The 16,546-nt window shown below is 29.4% G+C and carries 21 protein-coding genes; 10 read left to right on the plus strand and 11 right to left on the minus strand.

Going from position 1 to position 16,546, the window contains the following annotated elements:
* Window positions 1-3 precede the first annotated feature (3 nt).
* Window positions 4-609, minus strand: a complete 606-nt coding sequence (locus P161_RS0104540; RefSeq protein WP_036841242.1) for a DUF4230 domain-containing protein — start codon at window positions 607-609, stop codon at window positions 4-6.
* Window positions 610-823: 214 nt separating this feature from the next.
* Between P161_RS0104540 and P161_RS0104545 the strand changes: the two genes are divergently transcribed.
* Window positions 824-1,081, plus strand: coding sequence for a hypothetical protein (locus tag P161_RS0104545; protein ID WP_155810419.1), 258 nt, complete (start codon window positions 824-826; stop codon window positions 1,079-1,081).
* Between the two features lie 62 nt (window positions 1,082-1,143).
* Here P161_RS0104545 and P161_RS0104550 read toward each other — a convergent pair whose 3' ends face one another.
* Both P161_RS0104550 and P161_RS0104555 read right to left on the minus strand, forming a co-directional pair.
* Window positions 1,144-2,685 (minus strand): glycine--tRNA ligase, encoded by a 1,542-nt coding sequence (locus tag P161_RS0104550; protein WP_026775870.1) that lies wholly within the window; start codon window positions 2,683-2,685, stop codon window positions 1,144-1,146.
* Between the two features lie 46 nt (window positions 2,686-2,731).
* A complete protein-coding gene (locus P161_RS0104555) occupies window positions 2,732-3,295 on the minus strand; it encodes a class I SAM-dependent methyltransferase (protein WP_051605663.1) in 564 nt (187 codons plus the stop codon).
* Window positions 3,296-3,344: 49 nt separating this feature from the next.
* Here P161_RS0104555 and P161_RS0104560 point away from each other — a divergent pair, with 49 nt between their 5' ends.
* Together P161_RS0104560 and P161_RS0104565 are read left to right on the plus strand one after the other, a co-directional pair.
* Window positions 3,345-4,031 (plus strand): ComF family protein, encoded by a 687-nt coding sequence (locus P161_RS0104560; RefSeq protein WP_026775872.1) that lies wholly within the window; start codon window positions 3,345-3,347, stop codon window positions 4,029-4,031.
* An 81-nt stretch (window positions 4,032-4,112) separates the two neighbouring features.
* Entirely contained in the window at window positions 4,113-5,702 is a 1,590-nt protein-coding gene (locus P161_RS0104565) for an Ig-like domain-containing protein (protein ID WP_231494699.1), read from the plus strand.
* A gap of 62 nt (window positions 5,703-5,764) precedes the next feature.
* On the opposite strand, the gene P161_RS0104570 is transcribed toward P161_RS0104565, so the two are convergent.
* Both P161_RS0104570 and P161_RS0104580 read right to left on the minus strand, forming a co-directional pair.
* Window positions 5,765-6,913, minus strand: coding sequence for a cystathionine gamma-synthase (locus P161_RS0104570; RefSeq protein ID WP_026775874.1), 1,149 nt, complete (start codon window positions 6,911-6,913; stop codon window positions 5,765-5,767).
* A 164-nt stretch (window positions 6,914-7,077) separates the two neighbouring features.
* On the minus strand, window positions 7,078-7,533 hold the full coding sequence (locus tag P161_RS0104580; protein WP_026775875.1) for a DinB family protein: 456 nt from the start codon (window positions 7,531-7,533) through the stop codon (window positions 7,078-7,080).
* 42 nt (window positions 7,534-7,575) lie between these two features.
* On the opposite strand from P161_RS0104580, the gene P161_RS0104585 reads away from it, so the two are divergent.
* Window positions 7,576-7,923, plus strand: a complete 348-nt coding sequence (locus tag P161_RS0104585; protein WP_026775876.1) for an arsenate reductase family protein — start codon at window positions 7,576-7,578, stop codon at window positions 7,921-7,923.
* 65 nt (window positions 7,924-7,988) lie between these two features.
* Here P161_RS0104585 and P161_RS0104590 read toward each other — a convergent pair whose 3' ends face one another.
* The 6 genes from P161_RS0104590 to P161_RS0104615 all read right to left on the minus strand — a co-directional run bounded on the left by P161_RS0104590 (window position 7,989) and on the right by P161_RS0104615 (window position 11,761).
* Window positions 7,989-8,465 (minus strand): DUF4252 domain-containing protein, encoded by a 477-nt coding sequence (locus tag P161_RS0104590; RefSeq protein ID WP_036841782.1) that lies wholly within the window; start codon window positions 8,463-8,465, stop codon window positions 7,989-7,991.
* 62 nt (window positions 8,466-8,527) lie between these two features.
* A complete protein-coding gene (locus P161_RS0104595; RefSeq protein WP_026775878.1) occupies window positions 8,528-9,001 on the minus strand; it encodes a hypothetical protein in 474 nt (157 codons plus the stop codon).
* A gap of 85 nt (window positions 9,002-9,086) precedes the next feature.
* Window positions 9,087-9,389: a type II toxin-antitoxin system RelE/ParE family toxin gene (locus P161_RS0104600; RefSeq protein WP_026775879.1), complete on the minus strand. Its 303-nt coding sequence runs from the start codon at window positions 9,387-9,389 to the stop codon at window positions 9,087-9,089.
* Window positions 9,390-9,403: 14 nt separating this feature from the next.
* A complete protein-coding gene (locus P161_RS0104605; protein ID WP_026775880.1) occupies window positions 9,404-9,628 on the minus strand; it encodes a type II toxin-antitoxin system ParD family antitoxin in 225 nt (74 codons plus the stop codon).
* Between the two features lie 58 nt (window positions 9,629-9,686).
* A complete protein-coding gene (locus P161_RS0104610) occupies window positions 9,687-10,670 on the minus strand; it encodes a glycosyltransferase family 4 protein (protein WP_026775881.1) in 984 nt (327 codons plus the stop codon).
* Between the two features lie 176 nt (window positions 10,671-10,846).
* The gene (locus P161_RS0104615) at window positions 10,847-11,761 is read right to left on the minus strand and encodes a hypothetical protein (protein WP_026775882.1); all 915 of its coding nucleotides are present in this window, start codon (window positions 11,759-11,761) and stop codon (window positions 10,847-10,849) included.
* Window positions 11,762-11,862: 101 nt separating this feature from the next.
* Between P161_RS0104615 and P161_RS18050 the strand changes: the two genes are divergently transcribed.
* From P161_RS18050 to P161_RS0104650, 6 genes are all read left to right on the plus strand, one after another.
* Window positions 11,863-12,537, plus strand: coding sequence for a thymidine kinase (locus P161_RS18050; protein WP_036841245.1), 675 nt, complete (start codon window positions 11,863-11,865; stop codon window positions 12,535-12,537).
* 64 nt (window positions 12,538-12,601) lie between these two features.
* Complete coding sequence (alr, locus tag P161_RS0104625; protein WP_026775883.1) at window positions 12,602-13,702, plus strand: alanine racemase; 1,101 nt, start codon at window positions 12,602-12,604, stop codon at window positions 13,700-13,702.
* 55 nt (window positions 13,703-13,757) lie between these two features.
* Entirely contained in the window at window positions 13,758-14,165 is a 408-nt protein-coding gene (mscL, locus tag P161_RS0104630) for a large-conductance mechanosensitive channel protein MscL (RefSeq protein WP_051605809.1), read from the plus strand.
* A 195-nt stretch (window positions 14,166-14,360) separates the two neighbouring features.
* Window positions 14,361-14,897, plus strand: a complete 537-nt coding sequence (locus tag P161_RS0104640) for an RNA polymerase sigma factor (RefSeq protein ID WP_026775885.1) — start codon at window positions 14,361-14,363, stop codon at window positions 14,895-14,897.
* Window positions 14,897-15,649, plus strand: a complete 753-nt coding sequence (locus P161_RS18985) for a HEAT repeat domain-containing protein (RefSeq protein ID WP_051605664.1) — start codon at window positions 14,897-14,899, stop codon at window positions 15,647-15,649. The genes P161_RS0104640 and P161_RS18985 overlap by 1 nt, the downstream gene beginning before the upstream one ends.
* 35 nt (window positions 15,650-15,684) lie before the next feature.
* The gene (locus P161_RS0104650) at window positions 15,685-16,500 is read left to right on the plus strand and encodes a hypothetical protein (RefSeq protein ID WP_026775886.1); all 816 of its coding nucleotides are present in this window, start codon (window positions 15,685-15,687) and stop codon (window positions 16,498-16,500) included.
* The last annotated feature ends 46 nt before the right edge of the window (window positions 16,501-16,546 follow it).

Consider the following 16,546-nt stretch of genomic DNA (forward strand, 5'->3'; position numbering starts at 1 on the left):
AAATTAATCTAATTGGTTCTCAAATTCTGTTAAAAAGTTCGAATTTGTTTTATTTACAACTTCCCAACCATAAATGGCTGATAATTGATAAATCTTTGAAATTTCTTCAAAAAAACGTGTTTTTGCCTCCGATTTTAGATTAGACAGTTCAACAGTTTGTTTAATTTTTTCGATGCTTTTTTCGTTTATTTTATTTAACTCATTTTTAGAAAATGTATTAAACTGACTTTGTTGCAAATCGAAATATTTTACATCGGGTGCAATTGTAATGTCTTCTTTTGGGAGTTTGTTTATATAAATTTTCCTAGCTAAAGAATCTACCTGAATTTCTAATTTTGATAAATCGTACCCAACCTCAACTTTTGCATTTACAGTAACAATGGCTTTTTTATCAAAGGAAACATAGTCGTAAAAATATTTTTTTGAATCTGTGTAATTGTATACTTCAGAGAAATTTCCGCTAGAAACCACCAATTTACTCATGTTTTCTATGGAATTTAAAACCACTCTAATTTCTTCTTTTTGTTGATGAGAATCGTCTTTTTTATACCAAAATTTGGCAATCAAAAAACCGACTAGAAAAACCAATATATATCTTGAAATGCGCATTTTTTTTATTTTTTTAACTTATGATGTTTGAATACAAACAGCCCAGTAGCTTTTTATCATACAAGTTAACCTATTTTTATGTATTCTAATAAAATTAAGATTTAAAAATTTTATGTTAGATATCTGTAACTTTTCTTATCATTTTGCTACTCATATAATAAAGACTTAAAAAATGCTTGGTGCTGGAATAGCTGTTCAATCGATGATTACAACCTTGAAAAATAATTCAAGGAAAAAACCACGTAAAAAGTTTTTTAATCGAGAAAACAGATTGGACATTAGAAAAAGAAAAAATTTAATTTATTCAAAAGAAAAGGAACTTTCTCAAAAAGCAAGATTAAATATTCAAAAGAAAATAAAAGGTCAGCGAAAAAAAGAAAAAATTGTTAATTTTATTATTATCATAATTGCTATTATCTTAGCAATAATACTATATCCCATTATAGCTGCACCTTTCTTAAACGTTTTATAAAACAAGAATCCTCATTAATTACAATGAGGATTCTTATTTGAAATATATTTGTCCACTATAAATTACATTCTCTGCAACCAAGTTTTTACAGACACTGCTGCATTTATAATATCTTTTAAATCTGCAATAGCAACACGTTCTTGCTCCATAGAATCTCTATGTCTTATAGTTACGCATTTATCTGTTAAAGAATCATGATCTACAGTAATACAAAATGGAGTTCCTGCTGCATCTTGTCTTCTATAACGTTTCCCAACTGCATCTTTTTCGTCATAAAAAACATTGAAATCCCATTGTAAGTCTTCCATAATTTCTTTGGCAACTTCTGGCAAACCATCCTTTTTTACCAAAGGAAAAATGGCTGCTTTGTAAGGTGCTAAAACTGCTGGTAATTTTAAAACGGTTCTTGTACTTCCATTTTCTAACTCTTCATCAACCAAAGAATTAGAGAAAACCGCCAAAAACATTCTGTCTAAACCAATAGAAGTTTCTACAACATAAGGTGTGTAACTTTTATTTTCTTCATGATCAAAATATTGTAATTTTTTTCCTGAATGTTCTTCGTGTGCTTTTAAATCGAAATCAGTTCTTGAGTGAATTCCTTCTAATTCTTTAAAACCAAAAGGGAAATTAAACTCAATATCTGCTGCTGCATCTGCATAATGTGCTAGTTTATCATGGTCATGAAAACGATAATTTTCTGCACCCATTCCTAAACTTAAATGCCATTTCATTCTGGTTTCTTTCCAGTTTTCATACCATTCTTTTTGCGTTCCTGGTTTTACAAAATATTGCATTTCCATTTGTTCAAACTCACGCATTCTAAAAATAAATTGTCTTGCAACAATTTCATTTCTAAAGGCTTTACCTGTTTGTGCAATTCCAAAAGGAATTTTCATTCGCCCAGTTTTTTGTACGTTTAAAAAGTTCACAAAAATACCTTGCGCAGTTTCTGGTCGTAAATAAACTTGCGTAGAATTTTCTGCTGATGCCCCAATTTTTGTTCCGAACATTAAGTTGAATTGCTTCACTTCTGTCCAGTTTCTTGAACCTGTTAAAGGATCTGCAATTTCTAATTCTTCAATCAATAATTTAACATCATCTAAATCTTCATTCGATAAAGATTTGCCCATTCTTGCTAAAATCGACTTTATTTTTTCTTGATACCCAACAACTCTTCCATTAGTTGCTAAAAATTCTTCTTTATCAAAAGCATCTCCAAAACGTTTTGCAGCTTTGTCTACTTCCTTATTTATTTTGCCTTCAATTTTTGCACAATAATCTTCTATTAAAACATCAGCTCTGTAACGTTTTTTAGAGTCTTTGTTATCAATTAAAGGATCGTTAAAAGCATCTACATGTCCAGAAGCTTTCCAAGTAGTTGGGTGCATTAAAATTGCAGCATCAATACCCACAATGTTTTCGTGCATTTGCACCATTGCTTTCCACCAATAATCTCTAATATTTTTCTTTAGCTCAACTCCATTTTGAGCATAATCGTAAACCGCACTTAAACCGTCATAAATTTCAGAAGACTGAAACACATAACCATATTCTTTTGCGTGCGATAAAACTTTTTTAAATTGATCTTCTTGTTTTGCCATAATGAGCGCAAATATACACGTTTACAGAAGTTTTTCAACAAAAAAATTACTCGACTTTTTTACAATGATAAATAAATGCTGGTGGAATATTTAAAGGCTCAAACTCTAATAAAATAGCTTCTTTAAATACTTTCTTCAATTTTTTATAGTACGTTAAACTGTATTGATATTGTATAAAGGTTCCGTTATTTTTTAGAATATTATATGATTTTTGCAGAATTTCATCCGAAACTTCATCAGGAATAATGGTAAGTGGCAAACTAGAGATAATATAAGGAACTTTAGTGATGTTAAGTTTTGCTAATTCTTCTTCAATTTTTTCTGCTGAAGCTTTTAAAACAATTAGTTGTGGATGTTTTATTTTTTTTAGTTGATGATAAAAATTATCATTAATCTCAAAGCAAATTAGTCTTGCATTTGGTGCTAAACTCTCTAAAATATAGTTGGTAATTGCGCCATTTCCTGGCCCTAATTCTAGGATAACCTCAGCTTTTTGAAAATCGATTTTACGTAACATTTTTTTCGACAAAAATCTTGAACTTGGTGCAACTGTGCCCAACGTTTTAATGTTTTTTACAGCTTCTTTAAAAAAATTTATTCTATTAGACAATCGATTTTTGTTGTTTATTACTTATATTTCTGAAAAATGTTCTGTAAAGATGCCACTTTTAAAAGACTTATTCCATCTTTTTTATCCTAAATTGTGTGTTGTTTGTGATGCAGCTTTAATTGAAAACGAAAATGTACTTTGCACACTTTGCAGACACGATTTACCACTCACTAACTTCCAAGACTTTACAAGCAATAAAGTAACACAAACTTTTTATGGAAAAGTTTTAATTGAAAAAGGTTTTGCCTTATTATTTTACAGAAAAAAAGGAAGCACTTTACAATTAATTCACGATTTAAAATACAAAGGCAATGAAGAAATTAGTGTTTTCTTTGGCAATTGGCTAGGAGAAATGCTTGCAGAAAATGAAGAATTTAAGAAGGTCGATTGTATAATTCCTGTGCCTTTGCATCCCAAAAAAATGCGAGAAAGAGGCTATAATCAAGTTACAAAATTTGGCAAACAACTAAGTTTTTACTTAAAAAAACCTTTTATTAGTAACGAACTTGTTAGGATTTCATCAACCAAAACGCAAACGTTTAAATCTCGTTTTGAACGTTTTAATCATTTGGACACTAAATTTCATTTAAAAAATCCAGCGAAATTTAACAACAAACATATTTTACTAATTGACGATGTAATTACAACAGGTGCAACTTTAGAGGCGTGTGCAAAAGAGTTCTTAAAAGCAGAAAATTGTAAGATAAGTATTTTAACAATGGCATATACTGAGTGAATTTTATGATTTTAAATTCGAAAAATAATCGTTAATTTGTGTAAAATTTACTTTGTGAAAATAGTTTTCAGATTTCTTTTTTTGTTGATATCATTCGTTTTTATAACCAATTGTGCTAGAACTGGCAGACCAGATGGTGGTCCAAAAGATGAAAGTGCACCTTTGTTTGTGGTTGCAAAACCAGCAAATGAAACCATCAACTTTAATAAAAAAGAAATTATCATAGAATTTGATGAATTTATTAAGCTAAAAGATGTTAATAAACAGTTGGTAGTTTCGCCACCAATGAAAAATCCTCCTATAATTACACCTCAAGGAACTGCAAGTAAAAACATTAAAATTGAAATTATAGATACTTTAAAATCAAATACAACCTATATTTTTAATTTTGGAAATGCTGTAGAAGATAATAACGAAAGTAATATTTTAGAGAACTTTAAATATGTTTTTTCAACAGGAACTTATATTGATTCTTTAAAAACTTCAGGAACTGTAAAAGATGCTATTTTACAAGAAAACCCTAAAGATGTAAGCGTTTTATTATACAGATTAGATAGTTCTTTTAACGATTCTATCATCTACAAACAAAAACCAAATTACGTTACTAATAATATAGATACTGTTGGTTTTCAATTTACAAATCTTAGAAAAGGAAAGTATTTATTGTTGGCTTTACAAGAAAGTATAAGAGATTATATTTTTGATTCTACAACCGATAAAATTGGTTTTTATACAGATACAATTCAACTACCAAGAGATAGTATTTTAACAAAACCTATTATATTATTTAAGGAAAACCAGCCTTATCAATTTGCAAGAGGTAAAGAAATTACCAAAGGTAAAATTGAATTTGGTTTTGAGGGGGATGGAAAAGATTTGCAGATAAATTTGTTATCTGATGTTCCAAAAGACTTTAAAAGTGTCTCGAAATTTATGGTTGATAAAGACACCTTAAATTATTGGTTTACGCCTTTTGAAGCAGATTCTTTAAATTTTACGGTTGCCAACAGAGAGTTTTTAGATACGTTAACCGTAAAATTAAGAAAAAACAAGTTAGATTCTCTAGTGTTAAATGCTTCTTCCAAAAATGTTTTACAATTAAGAGATACTTTTTACATAGAGAGTAACAACCCAATTGTAAAAATTGATACTACTAAAATTAATTTAATTGATAAAGATACAATCGCTGTAAATTACAGCACGTTGGTTTCTAGTAAAGAGAATAAAATAGGTTTTATTTTTGAAAAGCAACCCAAAGAAAAATATCGTTTTAAAGCCTATCCTGCTGCTTTTGAAGATATTTTTGGCATTCAAAACGATACACTTAGTTATAATTTTAGCACCAAACAAATTGATGATTATGCAAGAATTACATTAAATGTAAATAATGTAAATTCTAAAAATTTAATTATCGAATTATTATCTGGAAACAAACAAGATGAATTGATAGAACGTACATTTATTTCCACATCTACCAAAATTGTGTTTGATTTATTAGAACCTAAAAAATATACAGTAAGAGCTATTATTGATGAAAACAAAAACAATAAATGGGATACTGGAAATTATCTTAAAAAGCAATTGGCTGAAAGAATTATTTACAATCAAACCATTAACAAATTAGATATCAGAGCCAACTTTTTCTTGGAAGAAAATTTTACAGTTGAATAAAACTTCCGAAATAAAGACCTGACAGGTTTCAAAAACCTGTCAGGTCTGGAAAATTTTATTGATTATAAACTCAAAGCTTGCTCTAAATCTGCCAAGATATCTTCTATATCTTCAATCCCAACACTTAATCTTATTAAATTATCTGTAATTCCGATTTTTAAACGTTCTTGCTCTGGAATTGATGCATGGCTCATAGTTACAGGGTGATTCACCAAACTTTCAACACCTCCTAAAGATTCTGCCAACGTAAACAATTTTGTGTTCTCTAAGAATTTAAAAGTTGCTACTTTGTTGTCATCTTTTAGTTTAAAAGAAACCATTCCTCCAAAATCTTTCATCTGTTTTTTGGCAATTTTATGACTTGGATGCTTTTCTAAACCAGGAAAATAAACAGTACCAACTTTTGGATGATTTTCTAAAAACTCAGCAACTGCTTTGCCATTTTCACAGTGTCTTTGCATTCTAACATGTAAGGTTTTGATACCTCTTAAAGCTAAAAAAGAATCCATTGGACCAGCAATTGCACCAGCTGCAAATTGTATAAAATGGATTTCTTTTGCCAGCTTTTCTTCATTTACCATTAAAGCTCCCATAATTAAATCTGAATGACCTCCCAAATATTTTGTGGCAGAATGCATTACAATATCTGCTCCTAAATCTAAAGGTTTTTGTAAATATGGAGTGGCGAAAGTATTATCTACAGCTATTAAAATATTGCTGTTTTCATTTTTAACTGCTGATGAAATTTCTTGAATATCTGCAATTTTCATCAGTGGATTTGTTGGAGTTTCAATCCAGATTAATTTTGTTTTTTGAGTGATTGCTTTGGTTACATTTTCAACTGAATCCATGTCTACATAAGAAAATTCCAAACCATATTTTTGAAATAATTGCGTAAACATTCTGTAGGTTCCTCCATACAAATCGTCTCCAGCAATAATTTCGTCTCCAGGTTTCAGTAATCTTAACACACAATCTATGGCAGCCATTCCAGAGGCAAAAGCAAAACCATGTGTACCATTTTCTAAGGATGCCAAACTGTTTTCTAACGCTGTTCTTGTTGGGTTTGCTCCTCTTGCATAGCCATACCCTTTATGTTGACCAGGACTGAATTGTGCAAAAGTAGAGGTTTGAAAAATTGGTGGCATTACAGCTCCTGTTGCTTCTTCTGGTTGTTGACCTCCGTGAATTGTTTTAGTGTTGAATTTCATTTTTTAAAATTTTCTTGCTGTTCTAATTCTCCAAAAGTTAGCAAACAAGTTTAGCCCAGATTGAAGCATCTGTTTGAGCTCTTTTTTGCCTTTTTCAGGCAAAAAAAGCGAGTGCTGAAAGCTGGAAATAGCTTCAAACCTTTCGTCTGCGCTCAAGATGACAATTATAGAAACTTTTTGATAGATCTTACAATGCCATAATGAATGCCTTCATGGAAATTATTGAACGGAATTGCAACATCCATAGACGTTAAAATAACACCTGTACTTGTTGTATATTCTGTATAATTCTCGAAAATACCAGCTTCATAATCTTCTTGTAAAGTATCTGGAAAGCCCATTAACAAATCTTTTACTTCTTCAAATTCTTCTTCTGTAAAGTTTTTTGTTGGTTCAGTTCCTTTTTTATAATTGTCAATTAAATCGTCTGGACACAAACAATTTAAACCAGAAAATTTATAATGCAACAATTGTTGTGTAACTACTACATGTGCTACATTCCAAGCAATATTATTCTTGAATCCTGTCGGAATTTTGTGTATTTGCTCTAAAGTTAATCCTTCTAATTCGTTTAAAAGTAGTGCTCTAGATTTTCTTAAAATATCAAATTGTATGTTCATTTTTTTATCTGTAATTTTGATGTGTAAATATAATCGATAAAAATGAAGAAAGTATATTTTTTGCAAACTTGTGATACCTGCAAACGAATTTTAAAGGAAGTAAACACAGAGGGTTTTGAAAAACGTGAAATTAAGTCAAACCCAATTTCTGAAAAAGAATTGGCTGAAATGTATGCGCTTTCTGAAAGTTACGAAGCCTTGTTTAACAAACGTGCAAGATTGTATACTTCTTTGGGTTTAAAGGATAAAAACTTGTCTGAAAGTGATTATAAGAAATATCTTTTAGAAGAATATACGTTTTTAAAACGTCCCGTTTTTTTGGTTGATGGTGAAATATTTATTGGAAACAGTAAAAAAGTTATAGAAAAATTAAAAGAAATGCCCCTTTAATTCCCCAAAGGGGAAAACTCTTGTGAAAAATTAAAGTTGCTTTTATTGTTTTTAGTTCTTTTACTTTAATCTGAGGTAATATTTACTTTAGAGTTGCTCATTATTTTTGCGAGTTCGTCTTTAGTAATATTGGTTTTTAAACCAAATAAGACCAATTGATCTTCATCACTATTGGCTTGAAGTACAATTTCTTTGATCATATCGTTTTCTTCTAAAATATAAAAAGAAGCTCTACTTTTATCGCTTTTTACACGAGCCATTGTTTTTAAATTGTTTTTTCTGATGTACTTTTTAAAATCTTTTGATACTGATGAATCCTCGTTATTAAAGACCATTAATTTAAAATCGCCCGACTTTTTTAGTAGTTTTTTAAAATCGTCATTATCATCATCACTTAAAAAAGAACCAGCAAAAGATGCTGATAAATTCATTGAAAAAGCAGATTGTTCTTGATGATTATCGTAAAAGTTTTTGAAGGTAGTTTGTTGTGCAAAAGCACTTAAAGTTAAAAATAAAGATAAAATTGTTGTGAATAGTTTCATAATACTTGGTTTTCTTTTAAGACGAGAACCAAGTTGTTTTGTTACAATATGTTTCTTTTTCACTAAAAACTCATTGTTAATCCTAGATTGGCACCTTTTATTGTAAAATTAAAAGATGGATTAAAACGATATGCGTTTGAGGTAACTTCTGCATTGTATAATTCAACAGCATTTTTAGCTTTTTTATTAAAGCCTTCAATAATTGGAATTGTAATTGCTATTAGAGCCACACCAGCTCCAGCTAAAATCCATTCTGGATCTCCACCACCAATTGCAGTTCCTATAGGAAAACCAATTAATCCTCCTCCAGCAGTTCCTAAAACCATTGCCCAAGTTTGGTTCGTTTTTGCAGATGTTATTAAATCTAATGCTTCTTCATTGTCTTTCATAATTTCTTGCATTTGACTAACATTTACGGTTTTTCCACTTTGTGTAAATTGATAACCTCCCCAAACTTTTTTCATTTCAATTTTTTGTGCATTTATTGAAATTGAAGTGAACATAAATACTGTAATAATTGCTACAATTTTTCTCATTTTTAATTTATTTTAATTTGATTTATATACTTTAATTAAACTCTCAGCTTCTTTTTTTGCACTACAAAAATTCAAAAAATATCAGTTAATTTTTAAAGTTTCTAGCTAAATCTCTTCTTCCATGTAAAACTCTAACAATTCTAATATTGCTTTCAAAAATTCTGTAAAAAATTGTATGTTCTTGCTCTGTAATTGAAAATAAACCTTTTTTTATTTGATTTCTTTGTCGACCTATTTCTGGTTGTAATACTAAATTCTCGAATAAGTTTTCTAAATGAGTAAGATAAAATATAGCTTGTTCATATCCATAGGTAATTTCTGTATGTTCAAAAATTTCTTCTAAATCAAAATCTGCTTTTTTTGATAATTTATAAGAAAGTAATTTCATGAAGTTTAGTAAAATTAATGTTTCTTTTTACTTTTAATAATATCAGAAACAGACCTTTTACTTGGAGCTCCAGACCAACCTTTTTCAATTTCAATCCTTAAATCTTGTATTACTTTTTCTCTGTATATACTGTGTAATCTCAAAGCATCTCTAATAACTTCGCTATTATTCTGATACTCTCCAGTTTCTACTTGTTTGGAAATATAATCTTCTTGCTTTTTTGTAAAACTAACATTCATAAAAATAAATTTTAAGCTAAATTAACAAAAATATCTATATTTAGCAAATATGGATATTTTAACCCTTATAAATCTCCATCAAACTCTCAGCTTCTTTTTTTGCGCTCCAATTTTGTAGAATTTCTTGTCTTGCTTGTTGGCCTAAATGTGGTATTTCTCCTTGAATAGATTTCGATAAAAGTGTTTCTAATTCAGTAACATTACCAGCTTCAAATAAATAACCGTTTTTAGCATGTGTAATAATTTCCGAATGAACACCCACATTTTTTGTGGCAATTACAGAACATTCGCAACTCATAGCTTCTGCAGTAACCAAAGAAAAACCTTCGGAAAAACTTGGTGCCACCACAATTTTTGCTGCTTGGTAATAAGAAATAATATCTCTTGTTTCCTTCACAAAATAAACTTGATTTTCTAATTGATGTTTTTTAACAATCGCTTTTAATTCCTCCGAAAATTCTGGTTTGTCTATTTTACCAACCAAAACTAAAGCCCAGTTTTTATGTTCTTTTAGAACTTTGGCTGCCTCTAACAACACAAGTTGCCCTTTTTGTTTTCTTATTCTGCCAGCATTTAAAATGATATTCTTTTGGGAAATTTTTGGTAACTTTTTAGTGGGATTTGGTACAAATTCGTGCACCTTAACTCCATGCCCAACAATCGTGTTTTCAATGCCTAAATTATGGCTCATGCTTTTGATAAGCGTAATTACTTTGTCTGCTTTTTTTAGTAAAAACAGCGTTAATTTTGATGGTTTTGTTTCTGCATGTCTTGTGGCAACAAGCAAAAATTTTGCTCCTAAAAGTCGATAAACAAGCATCCTCAAAATCTCATTATTTCGATGACAATGCACCACTTTCTTTACATCCGAAGAAAATAATATTTTTTTTAATTTTGATTTGGTTATTTGATTTCCATCAATATTAGAGCCATAAACATAAGTTTCAAATTCCTCAACAAAAAAAGGAAGCACGTTTTCTATGCTTCTTGTAACGCCTGTTTTGCGTTTGTGAAAATGAGTATGGATTAAGATTGGTTTCAAATATTAGGTGTAATTGTTAAATTGTCTATTTGTGTAAATGCCTGAAACTGTTTAAGTATGTGTAATTGTGGAACTGTTGAACTGTGTAAAAGTCTGGACTTTTATAAAACTAATCTTTTTAATTTTAACGTTACTTCAATTACACGATTAAACGTTTCAACATTTACAAAATTTTTTTAAGCGAATTTACGCTCAATAATTTCCATAAAACGAGTTTCTAATTCTTCTTTTTCAGACCAATTATAATCTGGTTTTACCATAGAATTGATGAACTTTTTTGCTTCATCAGCAGATTTTAAAGTATTTAATTGAGAAATTACTCTGTTATAATCTTCTTGATTGCCATTAAAAAGGTTTTTTACAAATGCAATTCTATCATTCAAACCAATTTGAATATTACCTGAAAATCGATCATTTAATGATTTTGAGGGAGCTTTTTCAAACAAATCTGCCATAAAATCTACAGAAACGATGTCCTGTAATTCTTCCTCTAAAGACATTGTTTTTCTTACTTCAACATTTACAACATCACTTACTAAAGGAATATCTTCCTGAGTAGTAGGGATAATAATTTCAGTGGTTTCTTCTACTTTAATTTCAGGCACTTCCTCTAATTTTTCTTCTTCCACAGATTTTGGTGGAATTTCTTTGGAAAACATAATCTCCTCCAACTCATCAAAAGGTTGTTCTATAACTTCTTCTGGTTTCGCTTTTTCTTGATTTTTATTTTCTGGTTCAGGTTTATGAGTAGCTACAAGATCATTTTCTACATTAATTTCTTGCTCAACCTCCACTTTTTCAACTTCTTTTAATGCTTCTTCTAAATTATAAACAACTTTTTCCCTTGCTAATTTTTCTGCTTTAGCTTCTTTTTTTGCAGCGAATGCTTTTTCAACGGTTTCTAATAATTCGGTTTTTGTTTCCTTTAAGCCAGGTGTTGCGTTTACGTATTCTTCCACAAATGCTAAAACAGCTAATTTTTCATAAATTTCTTTAGATTTCTGCTTTAATAAAAACACATTGTCTTTATTTTTCATCTGTAAAATACTATGTGCTAAACTAATTAAGTCTGCTTCTAACTTTTTGTGCATAAGTTGTACCTTGAAATTAAATTATACTACTAATTATTTATAAATTTGTAAACGTTGAAAATTACAAAAATTTACAATATTATAACGCTTAAAATTACAAAATGTTTCTTGAAAATACAGTAAATCATACAGAACAATTTGGTTGGATAGAAGTAATTTGTGGTTCTATGTTTTCTGGAAAAACAGAGGAATTAATTAGGCGTTTAAAGCGTGCGCAATTTGCAAAACAAAGTGTAGAAATTTTTAAACCTGCTGTAGATACACGCTATGATGATGAGGAAGTTGTATCTCATAATGATAATAGAATTCGCTCAACTCCTGTTCCTGTTTCTTCAAATATTCGTTTGTTAGCAACCAACGTAGATGTTGTTGGTATTGATGAAGCACAGTTTTTTGATGATGAAATTGTGGCTGTTTGTAACGATTTAGCAAACAGAGGAATTCGTGTAATTGTGGCTGGTTTAGATATGGATTTTAAAGGAAATCCTTTTGGCCCAATGCCTGCTTTAATGGCAACTGCAGAATATGTTACCAAAGTGCATGCTGTTTGCACGCACACAGGTAATTTAGCGCATTATAGTTTTAGAAAAGCGCAAAATGATAAGTTGGTTATGTTAGGTGAAACCCAAGAATATGAGCCTTTAAGCAGAGCTGCTTATTATAAAGCGAATAAAAAAAAGCAAGAAGAAATTGCTTTGGCTAAAAAGAATAGTGAATCTAATTTAGATTCTAAACAAGGCTCAGCTGATGCGCAAATAAATTTAAAAATAGAGTAAAATAAATAAACTAAAAGATACTGAATCAAGTTCAGCTAATACTGAAATAAATTCAGCATAACATATGAATAACCACGTAACTGTTTTAGAAATTGATGGCAATGCTTTAGTCCATAACATAAATTATTTTAAGCAAAAATTAAATTCTGAAACCAAAATTTTAGCGGTGGTTAAAGCTTTTGGTTATGGTTCTGATGGTGTAAAAGTTGCTGAATTTTTGCAAGATAAAGTAGATTATTTTGCAGTTGCTTACACACATGAGGGCATTGCCATTCGTGAAGCAAATATTGATACACCAATTTTAGTTTTGCATCCTCATATTCAGAATTTACAAGATATTGTAAATTATAGATTAGAACCGAATTTATATAATTTTCAAATTTTCAATGCTTTTTTAGAATTAGCAGATAAAGCTCCTTTAATGAATTATCCGATTCATTTAAAATTTAATACTGGTTTAAACAGATTGGGTTTTTGGCATACAGATATTCCTAAAATAATTTCAGAATTAAAGAAAACTAGTCATATTAAAGTACAATCTATTTTTTCTCATTTAGCTGCCAGTGAAGATTTGGAAGAACAAGAATTCACTATAAATCAACTAAATAATTTTGCCTATGTTGCTCAACAATTTTACAAACATTTAAATTACGAGCCAATGTTGCATATTTTAAATACTTCTGGTGTTGTAAATTTTGCGCAAGCACAATTTGATATGGTTAGAATTGGTATAGGAATGTATGGGTTTGGAAATGAACCAAAAGAAACAGCTCAACTAAAAAACACACACAATTTAAAATCGATTATTTCTCAAATTCATCATATTCAACCAGGAGAAACAGTGGGTTACAATAGAGCTTTTGTGGCTAAAAAAGCAAGTAAATCCGCTACAATTCCTGTGGGTCATGCAGATGGGTTATCTAGAAAATTAGGAAATAAAAAAGGCTATGTGCTCATCAACAATCAAAAAGCAAAAATTATTGGTAATGTTTGTATGGATATGATTATGGTTGATATCACCAAAGTTGATTGTAAGGAAGGTGATGAAGTAATTGTCTTCAATAGCCAAGAAATGATACAACACATCACAGACGTTTCAGAAACTATTGTATATGAAACTTTAACAGGTATTTCTCCACGTGTTAAAAAAGTGTTAAAGACTTAAATAATTTTTACTATTTTAGCAATCTAACAATCAAATAAACAAACATATTATGGGAATGCTTAAAGAATTTAAAGCCTTTGCAATGAAGGGAAACCTTATAGACATAGCAGTAGGTTTTGTAATGGGTGCTGCTTTTAAACAAGTAGTTACGTCGTTTACTGGAGGAATCGTTTCTCCTTTAATTGGTTTAATATTTGAAGCCGATTTTAAAAAATTAAAATGGATAGTTAAAGAAGGTACGTTAAATGATGCTGGAGAAACTGTTGGGCAAGTTGCTGTTTTGTATGGTGATTTTTTAACAAACGTTATCGATTTTATAATTGTTGCTTTTGTGATGTTTATGATCGTAAAAGGTGTAAATGCAACTAAAAAGAAAGAAGAACCAAAACCAGCAGCTCCAAAAGGACCAACACAAGAAGAATTATTAGAACAAATTAGAGATTTATTAGCGAAACAAAAGTAATCGCTTAAATTTTAATATTACAATTCATAAAACTCAAGCTATTTGCTTGAGTTTTTTTATACCCAACATTCAACAATTACAAACTTCAAAAGTTCAAAAATTACACAATTTTCCCCTTTTCAGAAAAAATTTCAAAAACAATGTAACCTTTTTGTAAATTGATGGTTTTAACAATAGAAACCAACCAAACCATTCTTGAAACATTTAACTGACGAAGAAATAATGTTAGCTATTGCAACTGGAAAATTAGAATTGATGACGATTCTTTTTGAAAGATATCAAGTGCGTATTTATAATTTTTTTAGAAAAATGACCCAGAATAAAATGGTTAGTGAAGATTTAACCCAAGATGTTTTTATTAAAGTGATAAAATATAGAGCGTCTTATAATCAAGGGAATTTTGCAGCTTGGATTTACACAATTGCCAGAAATATTTTTTCTAGTCATTATCAAACAACAAAAAAAGAACGAACTATACTTATTGATGATAATAAATTAGAATCTAATGAGAATTCAATTTCTGAGAGCCAACAAGAAGAATTAGATCATTTACAAAAAGCATTGCAAAAATTATCAAATTCAGACAGAGAGTTGATTGTAATGCATCGCTTTCAAGAGATAAAATATCAGCAAATTGCACAAATAATTGGTAGTACAGAAAATGCTGTAAAAGTAAAAGTGCATAGAGCATTAAAGAAATTAAAAGAAATCTATTTTCAAAAAGAAATATGATGAAATGTAAAGAAATAGCAAATAAATTAACTGAATATTTAGATAATTGTTTATCAGAAGTTGAAAATTCTGAAATTGAACATCATCTAAAAAGTTGCATAAATTGTCAACAAGAATTAGTTGAATTAAAGTCTTTTTTATCAATTTTAGAAAATGATAAAATGGAAATACCTTCCAATAATTTAAAAGTAAATTTCGATAAAATATTAGCAGAAGAAATTGCTAAAAAAGGACCAAAAGTAATTCCATTAAAATCAAAAACAGATTGGAAAACTTTTATAAAAGTAGCTGCAAGTATTTTAATAGTATTTAGTGCTTTTTTGTTAGGAAAATATCAACCAGAAAAATTATCATCAAAAGAAAAAAATACAGCAGAAGTGTTAACTTTATTAGAGGATAGTTCCGCAAGCAAACGAATTTTAGCAGTTACAAATGCAGAGGAATTTACCAATAAAGACACTAAAATTATTGAAGCATTAATTAATCGATTATTTTTTGATAAAAACACAAACGTACGCTTAGCTGCAGCAGAAGCGTTGTCTAAATTTTCATCAGAAACCTTGGTAAGAGATGCTTTAATTAAAAGCTTGGAAACCGATAATAATACAACAGTTCAAATAGAATTGATTATTATTTTATCGAAAATTCAAGAAAAAAGAGCCATTAAACCCATGGAAAAAATGCTCGAAAACGAGGAAACTCCTCAATATGTAAAACAACAATTACAATTAAATTTATCAACATTATTATAAAAAGATGCTGCACTAAATACAGCACAAAGAAAATTATGAAAAATATATATATCTTATTACTATTTGCTAGTTCAGCTTTCGTTGCGCAAAAAAAGGACTTTAAATATTCTTTATCTGGTGTTCAAAAAGTAGTTTTACTATCAGATACAACTATAAAGTTAGAAGTTGGGAGTTCACAAGAATTAGTTATTTCAGACATTGATAAAAACTCCAAAAAAGACAATGTGCATTGGTTAATTCAAAATGAAAGAGATGCAAAAGTAAAATCAAAAGAAGATAAAAGAAAAGGATTAACAGCAATTTATCCTGGAGGAAAAGACGACACAGATGGTTTTGGATTTTCAATTTTAAAAGAAGGCACAACTTTATATGTTTCTGATTTAAAGTCTTATTTACAAAGAGGTGGATTGAGTTTTAAACTACCAAAAAACATCAATATTTCTGTTGATGCTGGCAATTTAGGCTCTATTTATATGGAAGGTTTTACAGGCGAAGTAGAAGCTGAAACAAATACAGGTAGCATAGAGATGAAAAACGTTACAGGTCCAATAACTGCAAATACAAGTGTAGGTAAAATTGACATCGATTTTGATAAAGTTAGCCAAAAATCGCCAATTACAATTAGCAGTTCTGTTTCTGAAATTGATATTGCAATTCCTGCAAATACAGATGCAGATTTAGAGTTAAAAACGCAAGGAACTGTCTACACAAATTTCGATTTTAAAATGCCAGAAAAAAAAGGAATGCCAAATGTTAGTGGTAGAAAAAGTATTATATCTAAACTAAATAATGGTGGTGTAAAAATTTACATAAAATCTTCTATGGGTAATATTTATTTGAGAAAAAAGTAATTTTTATTTAGGTAAAATAGCGTTTGTCATTTCGATTTTAGGAGAA

It is taken from the genome of Polaribacter sp. Hel_I_88, from assembly GCF_000687935.1.
In the GTDB taxonomy this organism is placed as follows: Bacteria; Bacteroidota; Bacteroidia; order Flavobacteriales; family Flavobacteriaceae; genus Polaribacter.